Origin of the sequence: Halorhabdus utahensis DSM 12940 (genome assembly GCF_000023945.1) — an archaeon.
In the GTDB taxonomy this organism is placed as follows: domain Archaea; phylum Halobacteriota; class Halobacteria; order Halobacteriales; family Haloarculaceae; genus Halorhabdus; species Halorhabdus utahensis.
Genome location: NC_013158.1, coordinates 517,168 through 540,691 on the forward strand (window position 1 = coordinate 517,168; position 23,524 = coordinate 540,691).

Annotated in this window: 25 protein-coding genes; 12 read left to right on the forward strand and 13 right to left on the reverse strand. The window is 61.5% G+C overall.

Annotation, left to right across the window (positions count from 1 at the left end; genetic code table 11):
• Window positions 1–48: 48 nt before the first annotated feature.
• Window positions 49–1,401 carry a response regulator gene (locus HUTA_RS02515; protein WP_049941159.1) on the forward strand — a complete coding sequence of 451 codons (1,353 nt, stop codon included), beginning with the start codon at window positions 49–51 and terminating at the stop codon, window positions 1,399–1,401.
• A 29-nt stretch (window positions 1,402–1,430) separates the two neighbouring features.
• On the opposite strand, the gene HUTA_RS02520 is transcribed toward HUTA_RS02515, so the two are convergent.
• The 4 genes from HUTA_RS02520 to cyaB all read right to left on the reverse strand — a co-directional run bounded on the left by HUTA_RS02520 (window position 1,431) and on the right by cyaB (window position 5,136).
• Window positions 1,431–1,967, reverse strand: a complete 537-nt coding sequence (locus tag HUTA_RS02520; RefSeq protein WP_015788279.1) for a DUF5804 family protein — start codon at window positions 1,965–1,967, stop codon at window positions 1,431–1,433.
• A 39-nt stretch (window positions 1,968–2,006) separates the two neighbouring features.
• Entirely contained in the window at window positions 2,007–3,230 is a 1,224-nt protein-coding gene (locus tag HUTA_RS02525; RefSeq protein WP_015788280.1) for a tRNA sulfurtransferase, read from the reverse strand.
• A 94-nt stretch (window positions 3,231–3,324) separates the two neighbouring features.
• The gene (locus tag HUTA_RS02530; protein ID WP_015788281.1) at window positions 3,325–4,527 is read right to left on the reverse strand and encodes a methionine adenosyltransferase; all 1,203 of its coding nucleotides are present in this window, start codon (window positions 4,525–4,527) and stop codon (window positions 3,325–3,327) included.
• A gap of 63 nt (window positions 4,528–4,590) precedes the next feature.
• A complete protein-coding gene (gene cyaB / locus HUTA_RS02535) occupies window positions 4,591–5,136 on the reverse strand; it encodes a class IV adenylate cyclase (RefSeq protein ID WP_015788282.1) in 546 nt (181 codons plus the stop codon).
• Between the two features lie 111 nt (window positions 5,137–5,247).
• Here cyaB and HUTA_RS02540 point away from each other — a divergent pair, with 111 nt between their 5' ends.
• Both HUTA_RS02540 and HUTA_RS02545 read left to right on the forward strand, forming a co-directional pair.
• Window positions 5,248–6,210, forward strand: coding sequence for an FKBP-type peptidyl-prolyl cis-trans isomerase (locus HUTA_RS02540; protein ID WP_015788283.1), 963 nt, complete (start codon window positions 5,248–5,250; stop codon window positions 6,208–6,210).
• Window positions 6,211–6,288: 78 nt separating this feature from the next.
• Window positions 6,289–6,804, forward strand: coding sequence for an NUDIX hydrolase (locus tag HUTA_RS02545; protein ID WP_015788284.1), 516 nt, complete (start codon window positions 6,289–6,291; stop codon window positions 6,802–6,804).
• Window positions 6,805–6,956: 152 nt separating this feature from the next.
• On the opposite strand, the gene HUTA_RS02550 is transcribed toward HUTA_RS02545, so the two are convergent.
• The 3 genes from HUTA_RS02550 to HUTA_RS02560 all read right to left on the reverse strand — a co-directional run bounded on the left by HUTA_RS02550 (window position 6,957) and on the right by HUTA_RS02560 (window position 10,138).
• Window positions 6,957–8,348 (reverse strand): hypothetical protein, encoded by a 1,392-nt coding sequence (locus HUTA_RS02550; RefSeq protein WP_015788285.1) that lies wholly within the window; start codon window positions 8,346–8,348, stop codon window positions 6,957–6,959.
• A gap of 194 nt (window positions 8,349–8,542) precedes the next feature.
• On the reverse strand, window positions 8,543–9,094 hold the full coding sequence (locus tag HUTA_RS02555; RefSeq protein WP_049941160.1) for a hypothetical protein: 552 nt from the start codon (window positions 9,092–9,094) through the stop codon (window positions 8,543–8,545).
• Window positions 9,095–9,508: 414 nt separating this feature from the next.
• Window positions 9,509–10,138, reverse strand: a complete 630-nt coding sequence (locus tag HUTA_RS02560; protein WP_015788287.1) for an RAD55 family ATPase — start codon at window positions 10,136–10,138, stop codon at window positions 9,509–9,511.
• 211 nt (window positions 10,139–10,349) lie between these two features.
• Between HUTA_RS02560 and pyrB the strand changes: the two genes are divergently transcribed.
• Window positions 10,350–11,267: an aspartate carbamoyltransferase gene (gene pyrB / locus HUTA_RS02565; RefSeq protein WP_015788288.1), complete on the forward strand. Its 918-nt coding sequence runs from the start codon at window positions 10,350–10,352 to the stop codon at window positions 11,265–11,267.
• A complete protein-coding gene (pyrI, locus tag HUTA_RS02570) occupies window positions 11,264–11,722 on the forward strand; it encodes an aspartate carbamoyltransferase regulatory subunit (protein ID WP_015788289.1) in 459 nt (152 codons plus the stop codon). Before pyrB ends, pyrI begins: the two co-directional genes overlap by 4 nt.
• Before the next feature lie 283 nt (window positions 11,723–12,005).
• Here pyrI and HUTA_RS02580 read toward each other — a convergent pair whose 3' ends face one another.
• Window positions 12,006–12,569: an NUDIX domain-containing protein gene (locus tag HUTA_RS02580; protein ID WP_015788291.1), complete on the reverse strand. Its 564-nt coding sequence runs from the start codon at window positions 12,567–12,569 to the stop codon at window positions 12,006–12,008.
• Between the two features lie 234 nt (window positions 12,570–12,803).
• Between HUTA_RS02580 and HUTA_RS02585 the strand changes: the two genes are divergently transcribed.
• The 3 genes from HUTA_RS02585 to HUTA_RS02595 are packed head-to-tail and all read left to right on the forward strand — an operon-like array spanning window position 12,804 to window position 14,200.
• Window positions 12,804–13,055: a hypothetical protein gene (locus tag HUTA_RS02585; RefSeq protein ID WP_049941161.1), complete on the forward strand. Its 252-nt coding sequence runs from the start codon at window positions 12,804–12,806 to the stop codon at window positions 13,053–13,055.
• 6 nt (window positions 13,056–13,061) lie between these two features.
• Window positions 13,062–13,493: an RNA-binding protein gene (locus tag HUTA_RS02590; RefSeq protein WP_015788293.1), complete on the forward strand. Its 432-nt coding sequence runs from the start codon at window positions 13,062–13,064 to the stop codon at window positions 13,491–13,493.
• The gene (locus HUTA_RS02595) at window positions 13,493–14,200 is read left to right on the forward strand and encodes an RNase P subunit p30 family protein (protein ID WP_015788294.1); all 708 of its coding nucleotides are present in this window, start codon (window positions 13,493–13,495) and stop codon (window positions 14,198–14,200) included. The genes HUTA_RS02590 and HUTA_RS02595 overlap by 1 nt, the downstream gene beginning before the upstream one ends.
• A gap of 18 nt (window positions 14,201–14,218) precedes the next feature.
• Here HUTA_RS02595 and HUTA_RS02600 read toward each other — a convergent pair whose 3' ends face one another.
• Window positions 14,219–15,145 (reverse strand): hypothetical protein, encoded by a 927-nt coding sequence (locus HUTA_RS02600; protein WP_015788295.1) that lies wholly within the window; start codon window positions 15,143–15,145, stop codon window positions 14,219–14,221.
• Between the two features lie 257 nt (window positions 15,146–15,402).
• Between HUTA_RS02600 and HUTA_RS15485 the strand changes: the two genes are divergently transcribed.
• Entirely contained in the window at window positions 15,403–15,540 is a 138-nt protein-coding gene (locus HUTA_RS15485; RefSeq protein WP_015788296.1) for a hypothetical protein, read from the forward strand.
• 120 nt (window positions 15,541–15,660) lie between these two features.
• Window positions 15,661–16,296 (forward strand): METTL5 family protein, encoded by a 636-nt coding sequence (locus HUTA_RS02605; protein WP_015788297.1) that lies wholly within the window; start codon window positions 15,661–15,663, stop codon window positions 16,294–16,296.
• 21 nt (window positions 16,297–16,317) lie between these two features.
• On the opposite strand, the gene HUTA_RS02610 is transcribed toward HUTA_RS02605, so the two are convergent.
• Entirely contained in the window at window positions 16,318–18,042 is a 1,725-nt protein-coding gene (locus HUTA_RS02610; RefSeq protein WP_015788298.1) for a rhomboid family intramembrane serine protease, read from the reverse strand.
• Between the two features lie 133 nt (window positions 18,043–18,175).
• On the opposite strand from HUTA_RS02610, the gene HUTA_RS02615 reads away from it, so the two are divergent.
• Window positions 18,176–18,499, forward strand: a complete 324-nt coding sequence (locus tag HUTA_RS02615; protein ID WP_015788299.1) for a DUF5789 family protein — start codon at window positions 18,176–18,178, stop codon at window positions 18,497–18,499.
• Between the two features lie 14 nt (window positions 18,500–18,513).
• On the opposite strand, the gene aglJ is transcribed toward HUTA_RS02615, so the two are convergent.
• A complete protein-coding gene (gene aglJ, locus HUTA_RS02620; protein WP_015788300.1) occupies window positions 18,514–19,461 on the reverse strand; it encodes an S-layer glycoprotein N-glycosyltransferase AglJ in 948 nt (315 codons plus the stop codon).
• 47 nt (window positions 19,462–19,508) lie between these two features.
• Window positions 19,509–20,969, reverse strand: coding sequence for a sulfatase-like hydrolase/transferase (locus HUTA_RS02625; protein ID WP_015788301.1), 1,461 nt, complete (start codon window positions 20,967–20,969; stop codon window positions 19,509–19,511).
• A gap of 223 nt (window positions 20,970–21,192) precedes the next feature.
• Between HUTA_RS02625 and HUTA_RS02630 the strand changes: the two genes are divergently transcribed.
• Window positions 21,193–22,422: an RNA-guided endonuclease InsQ/TnpB family protein gene (locus HUTA_RS02630; protein WP_015788302.1), complete on the forward strand. Its 1,230-nt coding sequence runs from the start codon at window positions 21,193–21,195 to the stop codon at window positions 22,420–22,422.
• An 83-nt stretch (window positions 22,423–22,505) separates the two neighbouring features.
• Here HUTA_RS02630 and HUTA_RS02635 read toward each other — a convergent pair whose 3' ends face one another.
• A complete protein-coding gene (locus HUTA_RS02635; RefSeq protein WP_015788303.1) occupies window positions 22,506–23,477 on the reverse strand; it encodes an alkaline phosphatase family protein in 972 nt (323 codons plus the stop codon).
• Window positions 23,478–23,524 lie beyond the last annotated feature (47 nt).

The window sequence follows — 23,524 nt, forward strand, 5'->3', positions numbered from 1 at the left end:
AATTTGTACCACAGTTTATGAGAGTCCCTCACAATGTTCGGGACAGGAATGGACCAAGTCACCGTTCTGTGTGTCGACGACGATCCGGACCTCGTCGCGCTGACTGCGTCGTTGCTTGAAGATTCGAACGAACGGTTCGAAACGATCACGGAAACGAATCCGCGTGCGGCCATCAAGCGGGTACACGAGCAGTCTGTCGACTGTGTCGTCAGCGATTACGACATGCCCGAGATGAACGGGGTTAGGCTCCTCGAATCGATCAGAGACGAGTTTCCCGATCTCCCCTTCATCTTGTTCACCGGGAAGGGCAGCGAAGAGATCGCTTCGACCGCAATCGCTCACGGCGTGACCGACTACCTTCAGAAGGACACCGGCAACGAGCAGTACGAATTGCTCGCCAACCGGGTATCGAACGCGGTCGCCCAGCATCGCGCCAGCCAGCGGGCCGGCAACCTGGATCGGATCCGTGGACTCGTCCAGGACGTCAATCAGATGCTGGTCCGAACGACCGACCGGCAACACGTCGAACGCCGGATCTGTGAGATAATCGCCGACGCGGACCCGTATCTACTCGCAAGTATCGTCGAGATCGATTCAAACGCTACAGGGACTGGCACAGTCGAAGCAAACAGCGGAGAGGACAAACGCACGGAGACGGATGTACACGTTCGCACATCGGCAGCTGACTCACAGAAGACAACCACCATCGACAAGACGGATCTGGATTCAGTGGTCGAGTGCTGTCCGGTCGACGCCGCGATCGAATCCAGTTCGATCGAGACGGCGACTCGGGATCACACGGAATCACCAGCCACGACGTTCGATTCGGATTCGCTTTCCTGTGCGGCAGTCCCCATCCAGTACGATGGGCAACTCCGGGGAGTGCTCTGTCTCGTTGCCGACCGTGGTGACGCTTTCGACAGTCGAGAGCGAAATCTGATCGCGGAGATCAGCGAGGATCTGGGGCATGCGATCTATCGCATCGAACTCCAGGACCGACAACAGCGTTTCGAGCGGATCATCTCGAATCTGCCAGTCGGCGTCTATCGCAACGCGCCGTTGCCCGACGGAACGTTGCTGGAGGTCAATCCGGCACTCGTCGAGATGTTCGATGCAGCCGGAAAAGACGAGTTACTGGGGCGGCCGTTTCGAGAACTCTACGCGGATCCCGCGGACCGCGAGCAGTTCGTCTCGAAGCTGAAACGCGACGGGATCGTCCATGACATGCAACTCGAATTCGAGACCCTCTCAGGTGAACAGTTCGAAGCCTCCGTGACAGGGATCACGACGGTCGAAAACGACGAACGCTACTTCGACGGCATCGTCCAGGATATTAGTGACCGGGACACACCCGCGCCGGAGCGAACTGCGATCCCACAGCAGATCCAGCCGGACCGGTGATCCAGAACCCACCAGAGGGATCGGCCGACTCAGCGCGTGAACTCACGTTCGGTAACCCGGACAACGACCGTCTCCGTGACGTCACGGAGATCGTACGTCGGGATCGACCCGTCCGTCCGCGTGACGTACATCGGCTCGACGAGTCGCGGTGCTTCGGTGTCGAAACGCGGCTGACCGTCGTCGCTTGCGCCCGTTTCGGGCTCGTTCGGGGTCGGCTCAGCGGCCGACTGTAGCTGCTCGACGCCATAGAGCATGAGATACTGACCGGACGTTTCTGGCGTAACCTCGCCATCTCGGATCGCGGTAGCAAGATCACGTGAAAGCCATTCAGTGTCAGTGACGCTTGGCTCTCGAATCAGTGCGGCGTCGACGTACCGGACCAGATACCAGTTGAGGTCGTTCAACAATGCGACGGCCGCGCCGAGACTCACCGTCTCCAGTTCGATCGCGTTGTGATACGGCTCAGCGAGATCGTAGGTTGTCAACGCCTCGCGAGCCGTCTCGTGGCCCAGTAACGTCTGCCGGAGTGGAACGTCATCGCTCCCGAGGAGACAGACACGAGCCATTCGATCGAACCAACGACGCGCCAGCCCAAAGCGGTTTCGTCACCGATCGGCCGTCGGCGGCTTGCCGGAGTGTGCGGCCACGTCGACCAGTGCCGGGTCGCGAGCGGCGGATTCGGCCATCGCCAGCAAGTCGTCAGGCTCAACCGCCGTCACCGACGCCGGCGTCCCGGCCGTCTCCGGACGGGACGGGGCGACACGGTTACAGCCGGCCGGGACAGTCGCGTCGTCGTACGTCTCCAGATCCCGAGCCGCCTCGATGATGTCGGTCTTGTCCATCGTAAGCAACGGGCGGTGGATCGGCAGGTCAGTGACGCCGTCGGTCGCCGCGATGTTGGCGGTCGTCTGACTCGACTTTTGGCCGATCGCCTCGCCGGAGACGATCCCGACAGCGTCGTGCTCGCGGGCGACCGTCTCGGCGGCCCTGTACATGAACCGCCGGAGAGAGAGCATCCGTGTGTCATCGGTCTCGGCGACCAGCTCTTCGACGGCCTTGCCGCCGTCCAGCACCCGGAGCCGGAGGTCGAAGTTCGGCGCGCGCCGGGCAAGTGCCGCGACAGTGGTCTCCGCGCGGGCGCGATGGTCGACACCGCCATAATCCCCGAGGTCGACGTAAACGGGGACGACCGGTGCGCCGCGGGTCATGACTTGCCAGGCCGCGACCGGCGAGTCGATCCCGCCGCTTATCAGCGCCACCAGCGGTTTCTGGGTCCCCAGCGGCAGGCCACCCGGACCAGCCCGTTTCTCGACGAAGACGAACGCTTCGTCCGGTCGACAGTCGACGAAAGCCGTGAACGCGGGGTCGTCCAGATCAACTTCAGGCGTCTCGCCCGTGTTCTCGATCGCGTCCCAGATCGCCTGGCCGCCCTCGGATTCGAGGTCGCGACTGGAGAAGTCGTGAGTGTCCGCGTTGCCCGCCCGGCGGGCGCGGACGGCGAAGGGGCCGCCGTCGTGGCAGGCCCGCGCAGCCGCCGCAAGCGCGTCAGTGATCGCATCCATCGTCGGCTCGACCGAGACGGCTGGGCTCGCGGAGACGACACCGGGAGCGTCGACAGCGGCTGCGGTCGCGGCCTCGACGGCGGATGCCTCGGTCCGAATGTACAGCCGGTTGCGCTCACAGCCGGTGTCGCCCGGCAGGTCGCGATCCGCGAGCAGGGCGTTCAGGTTTTCCTGAAGCTGAAACTCCATTTTCATCCGAACCTGGTCGCTCTTGACGCCGACTTCGCCGTGGCGAACGACGACGACATCGGCTCCTGGCGGATGCATCTGGCTTCCGGCTACTCGACGGGGAGATAAACAGGCTTCGACACGGTCGAGCGTGACGCGTCGCCAGCGCTAACGCCCGGATCGCGGCTCCCGCTCAGAACGTCGAGAGGTCGCCGTCGATGACGCGCTCGGTGACGCCCGTAATGTCCGCGAGTTCCTCGTCGATGATCGCTTCGACCTCGTCCTCGACGTCGCTGATAGCCACGCCGTCTGCCGTAATGATGGTCGCATCGGCAACGTGTGGATCGTCGATCGGCGAGCCGATCTGGCTGAGGAGTCGGACCTGCAACTGTCGGATCCCGTCGACCTCCGCGACGACCGACTCGGCGATCTCCGTACTCAGGAGGTTGTAGATCTTCCCGATGTGGTTGACAGGGTTTTTCCCGCTGGTCGCCTCCATGCTCATCGGCCGGTTCGGCGTGATGAGGCCGTTGGCGCGGTTGCCACGGCCGACCGAGCCGTCGTCGCCCTGTTCGGCGCTGGTCCCGGTCGTCGTCAGGTAGATCGCGCCCTCCTCGTAGTCGTCGGCGGTGTTGACCTGCACCCTGACGTCCCGGTCCGTGTACTCCGTCGCGAGGTCGGCGACGAACTCCCGGACGCCCTCGACGGCGTCGCGATACTCGTGGATGTCGTTGACGTGTGCGTCGACGGTCGCGGCGGCAACGGTCACGTCGATCTCGTCGCCCTCTCGCTTGCCCATGACTTTGATGTCCTGCCCGATCTCCGGGTTCTCGTCAGTATACTCGCCGTTGAGACGACGTTCGGTGTTCAGGACGATCTGCTCGGTTTCAGTGAGTGGGGCGTGACCCACGCCGTAGGACGTGTCGTTGGCCATCGGAACCGCGCCGTCCTCGCCGAACACCTCCTGGAGATCGCCGCTGCCCTCCCCAAGCCGGACATCGACGATCACGTCCGACCCGACGTCGAGGTGGGGAAACGTCTCGTCGAGGTACTCGCGGGCCGCTTCGAGCGCGATCGTGTCCGTCGGGATTCGCGTCCCCTGGTACTCCTTGGTGGCGCGGCCGACGAGCAGCAGATAGATCGGTTCGATGACTTCGCCGCCGCCGAACGCTGGGGCAGATGTCCCGGCCACGAGTTGGGTCTCGTCGGTGTTGTAGTGCAGCACTTTCCCGACGCGATCGAGATAGGCCCCCGCGAGCGCCTGGGAGACAGCCTCGGCGAGGCCGTCACAGATCGAGTCCGGGTGGCCGATCCCCTTGCGCTCGACGACCTCGACGCGCTCATCTTCGACTGCCTGACCGCTTGCCTGCGTGATCCGAATGTTGCGTTCACTCATTGCCGAAACGTACTCAGCCCCGGCGTCTATAACTTACGGAAACCTTCGAACCCCAAACAATTACTACGGCTCATCATCGAGCAACAGCCCGAGATACGAGGTCCGGATCCCATCGGCCGGATCGAGGCCGAGGTCCGCAAGCAGCGCCGTCGCCGACTCACGTGCTGCTTCGACGTCGGCCTCGGTCTCGACGTCGGTCTCGACTTCGAGGAACTCGCCGAGGTCGGTCACGTCGTCGAGCGTAACGGTGAACTCCCGAAGGGAGTACCGGTGGCGTTCTTTCTCGACGGTGGCAGCCGGTTCGAACCCGAGACCGCGGAAAATCGCGTCGGCCGTCTCACCGTCGCCGACCGTCGCCTCGTGTTCCTCACGAGTCTTGGACGCGGCATCGATCTTTGGCCCTTTGTACGTGATCTTCGCCGTCTCCTCGCCGTGGGCGTGCTCGCGGCGGACTCGTAGTGCCTCGTCGGTCGCGGCAAAGTCCCGGTATGGAGCGTTGTAATACGTGTCGACCTGCCGGATCGTCCCGAGGGGATCGGCTCCGGCCTCGAGGAGTCGCTCCCTGACGATCCCATGGTCGGCCCGGACTTTGAGTTCGACCTCGTACATGACACGGCGGAAGACTCCATCGGGCAAAAACGGCTCGACTCGGCATGTACTGTCTCTCGGGTACGAGTCGGAAACGTTGTCCTTAAGAGCGAAACGACTGTCGGTTGGGGTATGAGCGACGATACAGCGGCCGACGAGGCCGACACCGAAGCTGAGCACGACGCCGAATCGAACGGCCTCCAGGACGGGGACTTCGTTACGGTCGCCTACACGGCCTGGACCGTCGACGGGGGCGACCTCGTCGATACGACCAGCCAGGAAGTCGCCGACGAAGAAGGCGTCGGCGAGGACCAGGAGTTCGAACCGCGGACGATCGTCCTCGGCGAGGGTCATATCTTCCCGGACGTCGAAGACGACATCACCGGCAAGGAGATCGGCGACGAGGGGTCGGTCGTCGTCCCGGCCGTCGACGCGTTCGGCGAGTACGACGACGAAGAAGTCCGGACCATCAGCGCCAACAAGATCGACGAGGACGACCGCTACCCCGGTGCGGCCGTCACCATCGACGGCGAGCAGGGCTACATCGAGACGATCATCGGCGGGCGAGCCCGCGTCGACTTCAACCACCCGCTGGCCGGCGAGGACATCGAGTACGACTACGAGATCCTCGACACCGTCGACGACCGCGAAGAGCAGGCCGCAAGCCTGCTCGACACCATGCTCGGCATGGAGCTCGACGTCTGGTTCGAGACCGACGTCGAAGAGGAAGAGGAGATCGTCGAGGAGGCCGACGACCTCGAAGAAGCTGCGGAGGAAGGAGAAGACGAGGACGGCCCGGTCACCGAAACCGTCGAGGTCGAGAAGGATACGCTGTACATCGAGGCCACGCCGCAGCTCTCGATGAACCAGCAGTGGATGTTCCAGAAACAGCAGATCGCCCAGCAGTTCGTCGAACTGCTCGGCGTCGACCGCGTCATCGTCCAGGAGACCCTCGGCGAGGGCGGCGGCATGATGGGCGGCATGGGCGGCATGATGCCCGGCATGGGCGGCGGTGGCGGCGACCTCGAGGACGCCCTCGAAGACGCCGACGTCGACGCCGACGAACTGGCCGAAGAGCTCGACGTCGAAGAGTAAGTCGCCGACATCATTGCCCTTCCGTTCGCAACGACCGTCGTCGAGCCGGTTTCGCATGAAAAGTGCTGTCTATCCTGTATGACGATCGTCGATCTCCCCGACCGAGACGACATCCGTACGACCGAGACCCGTGAGCAGATCGATGCGGACGCGTTCGCGGACGCACGCGAATCGGAACCTGTCCAATCAGGCTGGGTCGTGGTGGCGCTCACGTTCGACCCAGCGGGCAGCGTGTTGTTGATCGAAGAGCCCTGGGCCGACGGCTGGCTTGCACCGGGCGGCGCACGACAGCCCGGCGAATCACTCGAAACGGCGGTCACCAGGGAGATCGACGAGGAGACCGGCGTCGAGGCGACGCCGATCGCACCCCGCGCAGTCGACGAGTTCACCTTCGAGCATGAACGGACTGGTGAGACGGTCGGCTGGACGCTGGTCTGCTTCGAGGCCATCGCCGACGATCCCACGATCGACCGCGATCCGTCCGTCGACGACGAGGAGATTACCGACATTCGCTGGTTCGAGGGCCTGCCCGAGAACGTCTTCAACCCGGACTTGATGGTATCCGCCTACGAGGAGTGTGTGAAAGGGCCGTGATGCGGGCCGTTTTGGTTTTTGCTGGAGCTGCTATTGGTCCCTCCGGGGGTGGTACATCCGACGAGTTTGTCTTGAATTGGCTGATCACTGCTTCTGCCTACTGACCATGGCGATAACGGGCGATGATCGTCTCCGTTGATGCGACCATTGCTCTATGATTTAGGCAGTATGTGTAGCCTCCAATCGTCCGAGTGCCCCTCAACTAGTCTACTGGCGAACCACGTGACTCCCTCTAGGGCTGTCTCTACAGTTGCCCCTTCCTCTCCGGTCTCGGCAAATAGAACCTCTCGTTGCCCAGACTCGGTGTAGGCCGTTACAGCAGGAGGAAAATCGCTCTCGTTTTGAAATGTCTGGTTCTGGGCTAGCTTGATGCGCATTCCCGGCGAGAGTCGAACGGCACCAACCACCCCGTTCCATCCTCCCCCTTCAACGTGGACTTCGTCCGAAACTCCTTGAGCATGTACCTCTTCTCCCTCACCGAGTGAAATGGCTTCGAACCCGGTGTTCGATCGGAAAGCGGCCAGATCGATGAGTGTCAGTTTCCATTCGGGTTCGCTTCTCACGTCGAGTTGATACGCTCCCGGGGCGGGAACAAACGCGAACTGTCCGCCGTGCTTCCAGCCGACCCCCTCTTCGGCGATCGTCTCGATGTCCGCGAGTCGCGTCTCATCCTCGTCAGAACCCACCGGTACGAGGTCAATGGTGAAGTCGGACGCGCTTTTCGTTTCGAAATAGAGTGCATGCAACCCCCCGCGTAGCTCGAAGGAATCAGTGACGGTCGACCCAGTCCCACTCCTGCGTATGGCTCCATCATACTCGTATCCCCGCCCGTCTTCGTTGTACTCATATCCCCGCTGGTGTTCGTTGAGCAAAGCTATTGACTCCAATTCGATCGGGTCATGGCGATCGTGAGCCCTTCCCTGGATATCGGCTTCGTTCCCCCACCCGTCGATAACCGTTATGTCGTATCTGGCGGAACCTCCTATGGACTGAACAAGTGCCGACGGGAACGTGGTTTCGTTCTCTCCTTCCTCTGATGTCTGTTTTACTTTCGCCGTCCCAGTAATCGTACTTTCGTGTCTGTGTTCCATCATTTCGATTTCGTCGTATCCCGTGTGGGGACCGACCGATTCGACATATAGGAGCCCCTCACCTGGGTGTTCGGCCGCTCCCCCATAGTGAGTATTTTCGACGAAGGATTTCACATCTTCACGTCGTTCCTTGTCCACTCGCTCGAAGTCAAGCACGTCGAGAGCACTCTGCTCCGAACGGAACAATTCGACGTATCCTGTCCTGTCCGTCCCGTCACTCCACCAGTCAGCGCTCGATGAGACGGCAAACTGTGTTACTTCGAATCCAGAATAGTCCCATCGTTCGTCATCATGCTCCTCTTGTAGCTCGTTTTCGTCATTGCTCTCCTCCTGAGACTCGTTTTCGTCATTGCTCTCCTTCTGGGGCTCGTTTTCGTCAGAGTTATCGAGGCAACCACCCGATCCGAGAAGAAAACTCGTACTGCCCGCGACGAGGAGATCACGTCGATTCATAGAGGACTATATACATAAACGACATAAATAGCTACTCCAGAGGCAAAGAGCGATTTTGACTCATCACGGTTTGTTACCTCTACCGGCTGTAGTGAGCACTTTCCCTGTTCTCGTTGCGACGACCGAAATCCACCGGCTGTAGTCGGTTTCGTGACGAAATTACCGAGTCTCCCTGATGTAGTATTACGGACAGATCAGCAGGGTGACGGACATGCAACCGCTTCTCTAAAGATACTCGACGAGATCTGTCCATCCTCGTCGATTCCAATATACGTGGTCGAGTCATTACAATCGAAATAGTCGCATGGAACTCGGACCGTGTGTTGCCGTTCGATCTCTGGAACGGACACGGCAACGAGATAGTCCGAATGTTCCAGGAGCGTGATCTGCAGCTTTTTGTCCTCGGGGATCGGATGGCGCTCATCGTATACCACTGAGTCAGCCGCCAGATCGACGATACCGACGTAAATCTCCGGCACACCGAGGGGGTTCAAAATACGCACGTCATGCGGGCTATCGCCGGTGACACGATCCCCCAGCGTGACTTCCGTGTGTATGTTCTCCCCGATATCCGACGGGAGTGATCTGTCTCCGTTGCTCACCGGGACGTCTTCGGGTGAAGCCGGGATCTCAATGGTCGTCTCGTCTGATAACGTGACGACATGCTCTCCTCGAAAAACCGCCGGACAGCCAGCAAGCGTCGAAGATACCCCTACGGCAGCAAGAACCTGACGTCGCGTTATCATGTGATACATGGTAATCTCTCAAGTAAAGTGCTTTCTGGGTGGTTGCTCTTCCAGTGATAAGTGCTCATATCTGCCAGCGATGGTCCACTACCGAGAGAATATAGCAACAAGTAACTTGCTGAACGTGGGCATATACTGGCCGATTTTCGAAGAAGAATTGGTAATTTGTCTATTGAACATCCGGCCAGCGATGCGAGATCGCGTATCGATTTCGGTGAAGCGAACGTTGAAACCGTGCGCAGCGAGCGCGATTCATTCCGAGCGCGCCGCGCGGCGCGCTCGGAGGAGTTTTTGGCCGAGCTTTTTGCAAAGGGGGTCGCCGACGGCGACCCCCTGTGGTCCGAAAGAGCGCAAGCGCTCTTTCGTCATCACGAGAGAGCTTCGCTCTCTCGAACGACAGTAAAAAGGTCGTTGTTATGCGATGTCGCGGCTGGTGTCGATGCTGACTTCCTCGACCAGGTCGAGCTTGATGACGTTCGTCGGCGCGCGGCCGCCGCGGAACTTCGGGATCGCGAGTCGGTTTTCGACCTCGTCGTTCGAGATGGTCGTGTTGAGGTCGAAGACGACGTCGGCGAAGTGTTCCGTCGTGTCACGCAGCGGCGGTACCGAGCGACCGTTCAAGCAGTGCAAGACGGCGAGGCTGCCAGTGTTGAATATGTGATTCTGCAGGTCGTTCATGAAGGAACGGAATCGAGACGGTGGTTCCTGTGCTTCGAGGACATCCAGTGGGTCGATGATGAGGTTCGACGTTTCAGGCAGAGCACTGACGAGCTTCCCCGCATTATCGAGCGGTGCTTCCCCTGAAACGTGTCTGATCGTCGGTTGGCCAGTTCTGGTCGGCGACTGCTCTAGGCTGTCACTGATCGCCTGCTCGGCGCGATCGAGCGACAGGTACAGCGTCCCCCGAGTAGCCGTCAGCTCGTAGAGGAACAGCTCCGCCTGACTGGCTGGCGTGGCGTTCAACGCGACGATGCTACCGGCCGGGATGCCCCCGTCGAGTTTCCGATCGAGTACGTCGATCCCGGTCCGGAGCCGGTCGGACATAGATCAATAATCACTACAATCCCCACCTGATTAAAGATTCCGGATATGCCAGCCATAGCCGCTGTGGGAGGATCTGTCCACCGGAATGGGGCGAAATCAAGTGACTTGAATACGATCGGTCGGTCAATCGCGTGCCGTCGTCGCCGTCCGGGTCCGAAATCAATCCGGTGTGTCGGGAGATTCAATAGCCCGGGGGTCAGGAGTGGAACCAATGCGTCACGACCACATCATCAGTGCGAAACAGCTCTCCCGGTCCGACATCGAGGAGGTCCTGGACCGGGCGGCCGAGATCGCACGCGATCCGACGGCGTTCCGACAACGCCATCCGGGCGCGTTGCTCGGACTGTTGTTTTTCGAGCCGAGTACGCGAACGAAGATGAGTTTCAGCGCGTCGATCAAGCGCCTGGGCGGTGACATCGTCGATATGGGGCCGGTCGAGTATTCGAGCGTCAAGAAAGGTGAAAGTCTCGCTGACACCGTCCGAGTCGTCGAGGGATACGCCGACGCGCTGGTCTTACGCCACCCGATGGAGGGGTCGGCGAAGATGGCCAGCGAATTCGTCGACGTGCCGCTGATCAACGGCGGGGATGGGGCCGGACAGCATCCGACGCAGACGCTGCTGGACCTCTATACGATCCGCGAGAACGCCGGGCTGGACGACCTCTCGATCGGGATCATGGGCGATCTGAAGTACGGACGAACTGTCCACTCGCTGGCGCACGCGCTGACGAACTTCGATGCCAGTCAGCATTTCATCAGTCCGGAAAGTCTCCGCCTCCCACGGAACGTCCGGTACGATCTGCACGAGGAAGGGGCGACGATCCGCGAGCACACCGCGCTCGATACCGTCCTCGACAGCCTGGACGTGCTGTACGTGACTCGAATTCAAGAGGAGCGTTTCCCGGAGGAAAGCGAGTACCGGAAGGTCGCGGGCGAATACCGGATCGACGCCGAGACGCTGGAGTCCACCCGCGACGACCTCACGGTGTTGCACCCGCTGCCGCGGGTCGACGAGATCGATCACGACGTCGATGCGACCAGTCACGCCCAGTACTTCCAGCAGGCACATAACGGCGTCCCGGTCCGGATGGCCCTGCTGGATCTCGTCCTCGGGGGTGAGTCGGCATGAGCGACGATCAAGAGCTCCGGGTCAGCAAGATCCGCAACGGAACCGTCATCGACCACGTCAACGGCGGGGCGTCGATGCACGTCCTCTCGATTCTGGGTATCGAGGGAGGCGACGGTGATACCGTCAGTATCGTGATGAACGTCCCGAGCGACCGGCTCGGCAAGAAAGACATCGTCAAGGTCGAAGACCGGGAGTTGAGCCAGGCTGAAGTCGACGTCCTCTCGCTGATCGCGCCGGCGGCAACGATCAACATCATCCGGGATTTCGAGGTCATCGAGAAACGGCGCGTCGCCCGTCCGGACGAAGTCGTCGGCGTCCTCTCGTGTCCGAACCCGCAGTGTATCACGACCGAAGACGAGCCCGTCGAGAGCCGGTTTGAAGTGCTCGAGGACGGCGTTCGGTGTTGCTACTGTGATACGATCGTCCGAGATGACGTCGCTGAGCTCATCGATTGATGTGAGTCGTGTCGACCTGACCAATGGGGGCATCGGCGAACTGGCTGAGTTGGGAAGCCAGCTTCCCAAAATGTGAGTCAAAGGTTCCGGACCCAGAACTGTTTTATCACCACGGATCGAGATTGCACGTGATGTCGAAAAAGAAACTCCTGATCGCCCTGATCACCCTCGTGGTCATCGCGTACATCCTGAAGGAAAAGCGCTGACGAACAGCCCTGCAGTCGTCGTATGCGTTCTCAGAGGGCGGAGGATCGTTCGGTCCTCCCCCGCAAGCACGAACTCGTTAGTTGTCTAGCTCCCGATCCCGGAACCGTACCAGGACATCGCGATCCCGTGTATCCTCCGGGAGCGACCTGAACCAGTCGGCGTCCGTGATTTCGCCGTCCGGGTCCGCGACCGTGAGTGACGTCTCTGTCGCGTGCCCTTCGTAGATCGGCAGGACACCCCACGTTTCGTACTCGTTGCAGTAAAACTGGACGCGCCCGAGGAGCGCGAGATCATCGAAGTCGGCCCCGATGCCGGCTTCTTCGGCGAGTTCACGGCGTGCTGCCTCTCGGAACGACTCCGCCGGGCCGACTTCGCCACCGGGGAGCACCCACTTGCCGACGGCGTCGTGGCGAACGAGCAACAGGGCCCCGTCGTCCCGGGAGACCACCATGTGTGCGCCGTACGGCAGGCCGTTGTCCTGAATCCGTTCGGTGATCGTCTCGAAACGGGGACGGGAGACGTACCGAGTGCGGGTAAACTCCATGACGTCGTCCCGATCGTCGAGGAGTCGATGATACGTCTGTTCGGCCTCCTGCTCGGCGAGGTCGGCGCGATACCAGAGGTCGTCGACGACCGTCATCGCCTGCTGGTTCTTCCGGGTGGATTCGGTCGGTGATCCGATCGCATGGAGAGACGTGTGCGGGAAATCATACGGTTGTGTTCGACCGTCGATGGCTTAAGTGTGTTCGACCGTCGGACGGTAGCGACGAACTGGTCTCGCCCGGTCCGTCTCGAGATACCACCCAGCGTGTGTTTCTGGACACATGCAGTCGAATCAGTCCCTTTTTACTCCCTACCCGACTACCTGTCTCACATGGCATTCGAAGAGGACGAAACGGTCGTTATGCACGACGAGCACAGCGAGTACGACGGGGAGGTCGGGACCGTCACGCGTGTGATGGAGACGATGTTCGGCGACGCAACGTACACGGTGCAGTTCGACGAGGGCCAAGAGCAAGGCGTCCCCGAAGACGCCCTCGAAGCGGCGCCTGACGAGGAAGTGTCCAGCACGGAATCGGACGATGAAGAAGACGTGGCCGAGGCCGACGACGAATCCGACAACTGAACGCGAATGTCGTCCGTCCCCTTCCATTACGTTGATCTGCGGGCGTTCTGTTACGCCACAGAGGACAGCGCGCGGGTCGAGTCAGCCCTGCGGACGCTGATGCCCGAGGACGCCGAACTGGAGCAGACTGCAAGCGAGGGACACCACGGTGATCGGATCCTCGTCCACTCGACGCGGCTGGAACGGGCGGACGAAATCAGACACGTACTCTCCCAACTGGGGGCGCTCGAACCATCCGAGCGCGAGGACCTCCTTGCCGAGCTCGAAGAGCGGGTCGATGACAACACGTCGTTTTTCCTGACGCTCTCGAAACAGGCCGCGTTCAACGGGCGCGTCGAGCGTGGCGACGGTATCACGCTCCGGGGGAAAGTTGAGGCGTATCCGGCGACGAAGGACCGCGCGATAGAGCACGTCCGTGAGGCACTCGAAACACTGTGATGTACGAGGCGGCCCACGCCCGGCCTGACGGCGAAAGCACCGTCGCACGACTCGCAACGACGGCCGCCGAGTCCGGCTACGACGGACTGGTCGTCCGGAACCACGGTGACGCACTCGCCGAATACGATCGAGCGACGATCGCCGAATCCTACGATATCGACATCGTCGACGGCGTCGAGGTCCGGGCCGACGATCCTTCGCGGGCGAGTGGCTTTCTCGGCAACCATCGCGATCATCGAACGCTGGTCGCCGTCCACGGCGGCACCGTCGAGATGAACCGCTTCGCCGTCGAACAGCCGGCGGTTGACGTCCTGGCCCATCCGCTGACCGACGACGGGGACGTCAATCACGTCATCGCCAGGACGGCTGCCGAAAACGGGGTCCACATCGAGTGGTCGCTTCGACACGTCCTCCGGAGCGACGGCGGGCAACGCGTGGGGGCGATCCGCGGACTGCGGAAGTTGCGGCAACTCATCCAGCAATACGACGCGCCCTACGTCGTGAGTGCCGACGCGACCACACACCTCCAGATGCGCGCACCGCGGGAACTGGCTGCACTCGGCGAGGTGCTGGATTGCCCGCCGGCGTGGATCGAAACAGGGCTGAAAGCGTGGGGGAACATTGCGGAGCGCAACCGGACGCGAACCGGCGATCGGTTCGTGGAACCTGGCGTGCGTCTGGGTCGTGACGACGAGAGTGAGCGGTGAGGTTCCGGATACCGCCGGTCAGGCGTCGCTCTCGTCCGCGCCCGATGCCGAGTCGTTCTGTCGGGACAGTTGATCGAGTACCATGCCTGCGTGGGAGGCCAGCAACTCCAGCAACTGTTCGTCCTCCGATGAGAGGCTATCCTCGATCTCGCCGACAGTCACGAGCACGCCAGTGAGCGGTTCGGTTCCGTCGAGACCGATCGACAGCGTCACCGTCGACAGTCCCGACGATGCCGATTGCCCGGAGTCCGTGGCCCCATCTGCCCGGTGGATTCGGACGACATCGTCGTGTTGAACGGCGTTTCTCGCCTGGGTTCTGAGCGCATCGTCGGGGACAGCCGCGACGGTACTGCTGACGATCCGCTCGCCGTCAGGGCCGACCTCGACGTAGGCAGTCTGGTCGTAGCCGAGGAGCGAGGACACCGCCTGGACGCAGAAGGCACCAACTTCCTCGACGGACGAGGACTGGGCGAGCGCCCGGCCGTAGTTGTTGAGGTCGGCGGCCTTGCGGGCGAACGCTTCCGTCCGGTCACGTTCGCGCTGGAGTCGCCGACGGTCGTGTTGACTGCGCGCGTCGTAGAGGCCGACGAGCGTGCCGGCGATGGCTCCGACTGTCACGCCATCGATCGTCATGTACGTCACCCGCTGTAAGGTGCCGGTCGCGACCCGCTGACTGAACAACATGAGGGCTGCGACGGCCCCGAACAGCAACGTCCCACCGGTCGCCCAGGCGGCGATTCGGGGGAGGTCCGGGTCGTACTCGGCCGACGTCGCAAGCCAGTATCCGGCAAACGAAAGTGAAAGTCCCAGCATGGCAAACGGTACCCCGTCGACGACGACCGCGACAGGGACGTCAGTCTGTTCAGTCGCGTGCACTAGCTGTATTCCGGCCAGGAGCAGGCCGACAATGCCGAAGGTAGCCCCGTAAAGGTGACGTCGCTCCATACCCCTCAGACGACCACCGGCCCATTGAGCGTTTGGGGTGAACGGTCGGGCGAGGATCATCCACTCCGATCGGGACCCGTGGCTCGATAGCCGATCTGCCGGCCCAGTTCGTGGCGACTGATGATGGGATCCCTGGACAACGGTCCGGAAGTGACTAGGCCATGCTAATTTACCGGAAAGATTATCCTATATCATGGTTAATTGTTGCATGTGGGCCGGCGTCGGTACAGCCGGACGCCACCGCACGGAGGACACACATGGCAACATGGTACTGCAAGGACTGCTCGGAGTACATCGACGAGCGCATGGCGTCGTGGCACGAATCGCAGGGACACGCTGTACTCGGGTACCGGGCCCCGAAGTCGATGGAGGATCGACACCTCTGGAGTTCGTGAGACGATCGGGATCACGTGGTTGGTGAGACAGGGGGACGCACCGCTGGGACCACCGGTCGGCCGTATCGAACGCTTTTCTACCCATGAGCCCGTTGAGTAACCACACAATACCCGCTATCGATGAGTACCAAACGACAGCTGGCCCAGCAACTGGGTGTCGTCGTCGGGTTCGACGAGCCAGCGGCAGCACTCGAACAGTACCGGACGCCTCCCACGGTTGCGGCGCATCTCGTCCATCTGGCGGACCTCAACGACGATGTCGCGGGACGGACTGTCGTCGATCTGGGTTGTGGAACGGGGATGCTCGCGCTCGCCGCGGCCCTTCGTGGACCGTCACAGGTACTCGGCGTCGACGTCGATCCATCACCGCTCTCGACTGCGCGGGCCAACCGGCGACGGATCGGGACTCAGACGACAGTCTCCTGGGTGCGAGCTGACGCAACCGAACCCCCCCTATGTCCGTCCGATCCAGTCACCGTGGTAATGAACCCACCGTTCGGTGCCCAATCCGGGAACGAACACGCAGACAGGGCGTTTCTGGCGACCGCCGCCGACATCGCGTCGGTCTCGTACTCGATCCACAACGCGGGCAGCGCCGACTTCGTCGAGGCCTTCGCCGCCGACAACGGGGGCACGGTGACGGCAGCGTATGGGTCGACGATGTCGCTTCCGCGGCAGTTCTCGTTCCACGACGCCGATTCGAAGGAGATAGACGTCGAGCTATTCCGGATCGAATGGCAGACCGAGTCATCGTGAACCGCGACGAACGCGAGAGGATCACCGACGAGTCGGGGGCACCTGTCGATTGGCGATCCGGATTGACGTTCCGTCGATACTCGCATAGAGATCCCGGCCAGATCGAGTGACGGTGACACCGTCGACAGTCGTCGTGGCGCCGTCTTCCGGAATAGCTACTTTGTCGACTGTCCGGTTGTCACGTTTGATCGCCACTTCGAACGCATCGCTCGCCGGCCGGAGCTCGATCGTCCGGTTTGCCAACGTGAGATCCGCAACTGCCGGTGATGACGTGTGCACCAGGCGCTTCTCGCGGTCTTTGGGATCGAAAAACACGCGATACGTGCTGTTCCCGCCGACGACCGACCAGCCGGATCGCGTCGCCCAGAGTGACGAGCGCCAGCCCACGCCGCCGACGAGAACGCGACCGCTGCCACGCGCTTCCAGGGCGCGCTTCGATATCGCGACCCGCCAGAGGTGACGCTTCTCGCTCGTGACGATGACGCCGCTGGTACGGACCTGCGTCGCCTGATCGAGGTACGGCAGGTCGAACACCGCGATCTGCTGGTTGGTAACGTTCTCGGCGTAGGCGATCTCGTAATCCTTGAGTTCGACAGCGTCGTCGGGGAGCCCGCCGCCGGCAGGGGCAGCGAGGTTTACCATCGCGCCGACCATCGACATCGTTATCAGCACCGCGAGCAGGACGCTCGCCGCTGCCAGCCGTCGCGGTGAATCCGACGAGCGATCGCCGGTGGCCAGCCGCGACACTGCTGACCGGTCCGGTCCGGCGACGGCAGCGACGATGAGTCCCGCGAGCACCAACACCAGCGCAGTCCCGACCGCCTTGAACTGGACGTACTGTCCCCCACCCAGGAACCAATACACCCGCCAGAGCCCGTTGGCGATGCCGTAGATCACGGCTGCGAGCCATATCCGTTCGGGATGTCCAGTCCGCCGACGCCGTCGAAGCAGGAGCGCGGCGACGAACACGCCGAGCAAGAACCCGAAGGCATGGCCCTGAATGGCTGTACTCGCCCAGCCAACAGTGTCATATCGTACCTGTGCCTCCGCGACGGAGTACGGCGAGACGAACGCACTGTAGACGTGCCAGAGCCGACTCCAGCCCACGAGGGCGACCAGCGTCGTGATCGGGTAAAAGACAAGCGCGAACCCGGCCATCGCGTACGTAACACCCGAGAAGCCGATGATCGGGCCCCATGAGAACGCCGCCGTGACCAGCCCGGTGAGCAGTATCGTTACGAAGACGATCCCGATCCGGACGAACGGATGCCGATGCCACGACGAAAACGACTCGCTGCCGCGTTCGGTCGGGTAATGGCTCCAGGCGAACTCGGCGATCGAGCCGAAGACGAGCCCCGCCCAGAGGTTACCGAACAAGTGACTCCAGCCCAGGTGAGCGAACCCGGCGGTGAGGATGCCGAGCGGATACGCATAGGATGTGGCCTGAAACGGCAAGCTGACGGGATCCCGGAGGTTCCCCCATCCACCCTGGACAAACAGATAGACGCAGACGACGAACGCGAGCCCGAGGAGGGTCCCCCAGGGCAGGCCGAGAACGAATCGCGAACGCAAGCGTTGCCCCCACCGACCCCGAGGGCGGGCGATCCGGTAAAGAATACCGACAGACAGGAGGATACCGGCGGCCAAGACCAGCTGCCAGGCCCACAGGGGAACGGCGTCGATCGTCGCACGAATCCCACTCGTGGTCAGCGGGAGCGGGGCCAGCGCTAACACCATGGCCGACATATACCGATCAACGGGACAGGCGGGTTTATCGCTGACGCCCGGTGTCGCCCCACTAGATTCAGGACTGGAGCCACTCGCGGCACCGGGCGCTCGCCCACAGGTTTTTACAGGGTCGGGAGCGTGCGAGTAAACGATGGGAGTTCGCCCACCAGCCGACGATGGTCTCTCGGAGCCGGACGTCATCGAGTTCGGAATCCCGGCGCTCGACGCACGCCTCGAAGACGTCTCGTTTCCCGCGACGGCCGAGGAGTTGCGCGAAACGCATGGCGATCTCGAAGTGCCGTACAACGCCTCTGGCAACGCCGTTTCCCTGGAGGAGGTGCTCGAAGAGATCGATCAGCGGAGCTTCGAGTCCGAACAGGAACTCCTCAACGCAACCCACCCCGTGTTCGAACGGCGACGAGCGGAAAACCCGAGCGGGATTGTCGGGCAAATACGCTCGCTGATGCCGTTTTGAGGGCCCGTTCTCCATCAGTCCCGTGATCCGTCCTCAGTTTTGCGATCAGCGTCAAGCACCTGATCGAGGCGGTGCATCTGCTCGCGGTGGAGTTTGACGATCATGTCTGAAAGGACGCCGAAGACGAGCAATTGGACGCCGAAAATGATCCCGACGGCGGCAACGAGGGCGATCACCTCGTGGGAGATATTCCGTGTGAACCACTCGACCGCGACGTAGACCCCGAGCAGTGCGCCAACGAGGAGACTCGCCGTCCCGACGCTGCCGAAATAAAACAGCGGATTGTTCGTCTTGGCCATCCGGTACAGCGTCAGAAGGATGACCGCACCATCACGGAACGGCCGGAGGTTTGTCTCGGTGTCTTCGGGCCGACTCTCGTAGCGGATTGGAACAACCTCGGTGGTAATATTATGCTTGACACACTCGACGGAGAGTTCGGTCTCGATGCCGAAGCCTGCCGAAGTAAGGTCAAAGCGTTCGATCGAATCGCGGGTCATTGCCCGATATCCCGAGAGGATGTCGACAAAGTTCCGACCGTGGATTCCCGCGAACGCCCGGTTGATGAGTCGGTTGCCGACGCGGTTGAGTCGCGTCATCGCGCCCGATTCCATGTCCGCGAAACGATTGCCAATGACGTGGTCAGCGTCGCCCGAAAGGAGTGGTTCCAGGAGGGCATCGGCGTCTGCCGGTCGGTAGGTGCCGTCGCCGTCCACCATGAGGACGTACGGTGCGTCGATGTACTCGAATGCCTCTCGGACGGCCTGGCCTTTCCCGCTGCCAGATTGTTCGACGACGCGTGCGCCGTGCTCGGCGGCGATCTCCTGAGTGTCGTCTCTGGAACCGCCATCGATGACGAGCACGTTTTCGAGGCCTTCGGCCTGGAAGCCGTCGATGACATCGCCGATGGCCGCCGCCTCGTTGTAGGTGGGGATGAGAACGCAGACATCGTCGCGAGTATGCATTGTCGGAGTATCGCTGTGCGAATCAAAAAACCCCCTGGAAGTTCCTGCTACACGTAGCCCAGGTCCTCGAGGCGCTGATAGGTACCGTCGCCGATATCGTCAACGCCCCCGCCCTCGTCTCGCACACCGGCGTCGGAGATCCCCTCGAACGCGGCATCGACACCGTCTCTGCCGTCGCCATCGTTCCCGACAGGAAACGACGTTTGTGCGTTTCGAACGTGAATCGTCGCGGATCGATCGCGATCGACGCATGCCTTTCTGACCGCGCACTGGTCGCTTATCTCCTCGAAGGCCGCTCGTGACGTAGACAGCCACGGCGAAAGATCATCTACATACTCACTTGCCCGTTCCTGAAGCGGTTGGTCGAGTCCGACAGCGGAGGCGATCACCGGTCCATCGGGGCAGAACGCGTCGGGACTCCCCTCGCTGTCGCGAACCTGCTCGACCACACGCGGGAACTCCGTGAGAGACGCGGGTGAGTCGACCGACACCCCATCGGATTGTCCAGGGAAGGAAACGAGTAGCGGGACGTGTAACAGGACGTCGTGGATCCCGACCCCATGTTCGGCAATCCGAATACCCGGCCGGAGATCGCTCGGCTCGCCGAACCCCTCGCCGTGATCACTGGTGATTACCAGGAGTGTGTCGTCCAGCGCACCTCGGTCCCGAAGTTTGCCGATCAGTCGCCGTAGCTCGGCGTCCATCTCTCTGATCGCCCCGTCGTATAGGGCTTCGACAGCACGTTTCTGCCACCAGGGACGTCGACCGGCCGAGAAGTCCCACTTGTGATCGTCGAACGAATCGTGTAGCGTCTGCAACCGCTCACCACCCCACAGATCATGTTCTTCGTCTGGTTCGTATGGGATATGGGCGTCCATTAGATTGACGCAGGCGGCCCACGGTTCGGACTGCTCCTGGTGCCACTCCAGAAACGCATCGACATAGGTCCGCGCCGGGGTCGACGCCTTCATGAACTCCGGGACGAGTGTCGGATAATCCGTCGAAAGCTTCGTACTGAGGCCGTTTGCAAGTGATCGGAACGGCATCCCACTGGTGAGTGCGGCCCGTAGAAACGCACCGTATTGGCCTTTCCCGTGGTGTGAGACGAACGATTCCGGATTCAATGCATCGGGAAACATCGCGTTCCGTGCACCGACGACGTGCTCGAAGCCGTCGGCCAGTCCGACATCGACGTCCGTTATCCAGTTGTTCGCCGAGAACACACCCGTCGAATAGCCCTCCCGCCGCAATCGGTCGAAGACCGAACGCGACGGGTCCAGTCGGTACTTCGCAGCCGTCACGTTGTGCTCCTCGACGTGCAGGCCGGAGAAAATACTCGTATGGCTCGTCACGCTACGGGCACCGGGCGAGCGTGCTTGCTCGTAGCGTGTCGCTTCACGGGCAAACTCCGCAAGGAACGGAGTCGTCTCGTTGTAATGGCCGTAAACGCTGCAGTTCCGTGCCCGAACGCTATCTAGAATAACCAGCAGAACGTTGGGATCTGCCATTCGTTGGTCCAGTTATGATTGGGGTTCGACTTAACTGTAGTTATAGAAAGTGGGGGGCGAAAACCCACGGCTTTAGCCGTGGGATGACAGCGCGGAACTACGTTCCGCGGGCCGTGCGAGCGGGCTTGCCCGCTCGCAGAAGCCGACAGCTGGGAATCAAACCACGTTACAGGAGCAGGCCGACTCCCCAATCTTTAAGAAACACAGACCCTACATATAAGATATGGAGGTGCGGCGTACTGTCCCCATTGCGCTCGACGTGGACAGCGATGAAGCTGCACTCCTCGAAGACACCGTAGACACGTTCCTCTGGTCGGCACAGTACGTCGTAGACCACGCGTTCCACGGCGAGTACGTCACCACGAGTAAGACGACGCTCGATGACGAAACCTACGACGACGTGCGAGAGAAAACGGACGGATTCAACGGTGGGCTGGTACAAGCCGCTCGGAACAAAGCCGCGGAAGCCTGCAAAAGCGTCGTCGCACGCTGGAAACAGGGTAAGAAAGCCTCGAAACCGACGTTCACCAGCCCACACGTCGTCTACGACCACCGCACCGCGACGTTCCACGATGACTACGTGAGTCTCGCCACCACGGATGGTCGCGTGGAAGCCGACTACGTACTGCCTGACGAGGATAGTGACACGCCGCACTCGGAGTACCTGTTTTCAGATGAATACGAAATTACGGGTGCGGAACTACACTCCCAAGACGGCGACTGGGTACTTCACATCCACTGCAAGAAGGAAGTGGAGTCCGACACGTCGAAACAGGCGACACCTGAGAACGGAACGGTTCTCGGGGTTGACCTCGGCGTGAATAACCTCGCGGTCACCTCGACGGGAACGTTCTGGACGGGCAACGAGTTCGACCACTGGCGGCGTGAGTACGAGAAGCGGCGTGGCTCACTCCAGCAGTGCGGGACGCGCTGGGCGCACGAGAATATGCAGTCCGTCGGTCGGAAAGAGGAAGGGCGGTTCAAGTTGATGTTGCACCGAATCGCCAACGAACTCGTCGCTGAAGCTCGTGAGAATGAGTGTGCGGTCATTGCGTTTGAGGACTTGACCGACATTCGTGAACGGACTGGCGCGTCGTGGGGGCACAAATGGGCGTTTGACCGCCTGTACGAGTACGTTGAGTACAAATCCGAGGAACACGGCATCACAGTTGAGCAGGTTGACCCTGAGAACACGTCACGGCGTTGCTCGCTCTGTGGGTTCACGCACCCCGATAACCGTGATAGCGAGGACTTCGAGTGCCTGAAGTGCGGGTACGAGAACCACGCCGACTACAACGCCGCGAAGAACATCGGGTTACGGTATCTCCGTCGCAACCAAACTGGGGGCGACGGAGGCGCACCCTTGGGCGTGCGCTTAAACAGCGGGATGTTGAACGTGAATGGAGGCTATTCTCCTGCCGAGGTCGTTCGAGACGGCAAAGCCGTCTCGTGATGACGAGAGACCGGAGGTCTCTCGAACCAAATCGGCCAGAACGGGAGTCCACGCTGAATCCCACGACTTCAGTCGTGGGTAGCTCAAATATACCCTAGATCTTCCAATTGCTCCGTGACGGCATCTCCGTCCCCCTGCGTTCTCCGAAGGGCTTGCTCGTCCGGCGAATGATCGGTCCGACGGAGTTCGGCTTCGATCGCCGCTCGGACGTCGAGAACACTGTCGATGGAGTCGACCATCGTTTCGTTCGTTCCCGCGACCATCGCTTCGCTCGTATGGACGCCGTCCTGGAGACCGTGGTCGCTGACGAGCAGCAGTTCATCGTCTTCACCCAGGTCGTTCCGGAGTTCCCCGACAAACTCGTCGATCTCAGCATACGCGTCCATCTGTAGATCATGGAGGTCGTAGGTGACGTGGCCGATGAGGTCCAGTCCACTCGTATAGGCGAAGACGAGCTCATGACGATCTCCTCGCAACGCTCGTCTGGCACGGGCAATCCTGATCATTGCCATCTCCATACATTGCTCGTAAAACTCGTGGGGATCCGAACTCCGATGCCCACCAGTCGCTTCCGGGTCGCGTTCGAAGAGATCACCGAGACTCCGCCGGAGCGCGTGTTCCCGGTCCTCTGCGTCCGGATCGACGACGTAGTTCGGGATCCCGATCGGTTTTGCGTCCCGGCCGTCGAACACCGTCTCGATGCTTTTGTCCCCGTAGTAGGTCGCCGGTGTCCGGAACGCGTCTGCCCCCGTGTTCGTCAGCAGCCACGCGCCGATACGTGTCTGGAGCGCGTCAGGCAGCACGAACTCGGCGAGGTCACTCCCGAGACGGAGAAACGGGTTCTCCCACGCCACGCCGTCGTCGAGTTCGAGGCCGTGTTCGGACGGCGGAAGGCCGGTGATGATCGTCGGCCAGAGCTCGTGTGTGCTTGGCTCGCCGGCGTGGCTGTCGATGGTGTCGATAGCTCGATGGGAGGTGAGCGTAAGGTTCGGATGCATGTCCGGATCGACGAGATCCGGATCGAGCGCGTCGATGCCAACCACGACAAGAACCATCTTGGTGTCATATTCATTGCGCAGAAGGCTTAATCTCTTTCGAACCG

What these genes read in the sequence shown, in the direction of transcription:
- HUTA_RS02515 (WP_049941159.1), top strand. Translation starts at nt 49, where the DNA reads ATGGACCAAGTCACCGTTCTGTGTGTCGACGACGATCCGGACCTCGTC.
- HUTA_RS02520 (WP_015788279.1), bottom strand. Translation starts at nt 1,967, where the DNA reads ATGGCTCGTGTCTGTCTCCTCGGGAGCGATGACGTTCCACTCCGGCAG.
- HUTA_RS02525 (WP_015788280.1), bottom strand. Translation starts at nt 3,230, where the DNA reads ATGCATCCGCCAGGAGCCGATGTCGTCGTCGTTCGCCACGGCGAAGTC.
- HUTA_RS02530 (WP_015788281.1), bottom strand. Translation starts at nt 4,527, where the DNA reads ATGAGTGAACGCAACATTCGGATCACGCAGGCAAGCGGTCAGGCAGTC.
- cyaB (WP_015788282.1), bottom strand. Translation starts at nt 5,136, where the DNA reads ATGTACGAGGTCGAACTCAAAGTCCGGGCCGACCATGGGATCGTCAGG.
- HUTA_RS02540 (WP_015788283.1), top strand. Translation starts at nt 5,248, where the DNA reads ATGAGCGACGATACAGCGGCCGACGAGGCCGACACCGAAGCTGAGCAC.
- HUTA_RS02545 (WP_015788284.1), top strand. Translation starts at nt 6,289, where the DNA reads ATGACGATCGTCGATCTCCCCGACCGAGACGACATCCGTACGACCGAG.
- HUTA_RS02550 (WP_015788285.1), bottom strand. Translation starts at nt 8,348, where the DNA reads ATGAATCGACGTGATCTCCTCGTCGCGGGCAGTACGAGTTTTCTTCTC.
- HUTA_RS02555 (WP_049941160.1), bottom strand. Translation starts at nt 9,094, where the DNA reads ATGATAACGCGACGTCAGGTTCTTGCTGCCGTAGGGGTATCTTCGACG.
- HUTA_RS02560 (WP_015788287.1), bottom strand. Translation starts at nt 10,138, where the DNA reads ATGTCCGACCGGCTCCGGACCGGGATCGACGTACTCGATCGGAAACTC.
- pyrB (WP_015788288.1), top strand. Translation starts at nt 10,350, where the DNA reads ATGCGTCACGACCACATCATCAGTGCGAAACAGCTCTCCCGGTCCGAC.
- pyrI (WP_015788289.1), top strand. Translation starts at nt 11,264, where the DNA reads ATGAGCGACGATCAAGAGCTCCGGGTCAGCAAGATCCGCAACGGAACC.
- HUTA_RS02580 (WP_015788291.1), bottom strand. Translation starts at nt 12,569, where the DNA reads ATGACGGTCGTCGACGACCTCTGGTATCGCGCCGACCTCGCCGAGCAG.
- HUTA_RS02585 (WP_049941161.1), top strand. Translation starts at nt 12,804, where the DNA reads ATGGCATTCGAAGAGGACGAAACGGTCGTTATGCACGACGAGCACAGC.
- HUTA_RS02590 (WP_015788293.1), top strand. Translation starts at nt 13,062, where the DNA reads ATGTCGTCCGTCCCCTTCCATTACGTTGATCTGCGGGCGTTCTGTTAC.
- HUTA_RS02595 (WP_015788294.1), top strand. Translation starts at nt 13,493, where the DNA reads ATGTACGAGGCGGCCCACGCCCGGCCTGACGGCGAAAGCACCGTCGCA.
- HUTA_RS02600 (WP_015788295.1), bottom strand. Translation starts at nt 15,145, where the DNA reads ATGGAGCGACGTCACCTTTACGGGGCTACCTTCGGCATTGTCGGCCTG.
- HUTA_RS15485 (WP_015788296.1), top strand. Translation starts at nt 15,403, where the DNA reads ATGGCAACATGGTACTGCAAGGACTGCTCGGAGTACATCGACGAGCGC.
- HUTA_RS02605 (WP_015788297.1), top strand. Translation starts at nt 15,661, where the DNA reads ATGAGTACCAAACGACAGCTGGCCCAGCAACTGGGTGTCGTCGTCGGG.
- HUTA_RS02610 (WP_015788298.1), bottom strand. Translation starts at nt 18,042, where the DNA reads ATGTCGGCCATGGTGTTAGCGCTGGCCCCGCTCCCGCTGACCACGAGT.
- HUTA_RS02615 (WP_015788299.1), top strand. Translation starts at nt 18,176, where the DNA reads ATGGGAGTTCGCCCACCAGCCGACGATGGTCTCTCGGAGCCGGACGTC.
- aglJ (WP_015788300.1), bottom strand. Translation starts at nt 19,461, where the DNA reads ATGCATACTCGCGACGATGTCTGCGTTCTCATCCCCACCTACAACGAG.
- HUTA_RS02625 (WP_015788301.1), bottom strand. Translation starts at nt 20,969, where the DNA reads ATGGCAGATCCCAACGTTCTGCTGGTTATTCTAGATAGCGTTCGGGCA.
- HUTA_RS02630 (WP_015788302.1), top strand. Translation starts at nt 21,193, where the DNA reads ATGGAGGTGCGGCGTACTGTCCCCATTGCGCTCGACGTGGACAGCGAT.
- HUTA_RS02635 (WP_015788303.1), bottom strand. Translation starts at nt 23,477, where the DNA reads ATGGTTCTTGTCGTGGTTGGCATCGACGCGCTCGATCCGGATCTCGTC.